1 protein-coding gene is annotated in these 244 nt (G+C 42.6%); it reads left to right on the plus strand.

The window, feature by feature from the left end; genetic code table 11:
- Nucleotides 1–244 (plus strand): Hsp20 family protein (locus tag AAEY62_RS24155; protein WP_350637003.1); only part of this gene is annotated, 244 nt, incomplete at both ends.

Below are 244 nucleotides of genomic sequence, written 5' to 3' on the forward strand. Positions count from 1 at the left end.
ATATCGAAGCGCTCGATAAAGACAAATACCGAATTACTATGGCAGTTGCTGGTTTTAGCGAAAGCGAGCTGAGCATAGAGTCAGAAAACAACACGCTAGTTGTTGCGGGTATTAAAACGGGTAAAGAGCAAGCCAGTGAGCGTAAATTTATTCATCAAGGTATTGCAGAGCGCAACTTTGAGCGTAAATTTCAGCTGGGGGATCACGTAAAAGTACTTGGTGCCGATTTAGCAAATGGCTTATT

The sequence above is a fragment of the Pseudoalteromonas sp. GW168-MNA-CIBAN-0100 genome, assembly GCF_040309225.1.
In the GTDB taxonomy this organism is placed as follows: Bacteria; Pseudomonadota; Gammaproteobacteria; order Enterobacterales; family Alteromonadaceae; genus Pseudoalteromonas; species Pseudoalteromonas arctica.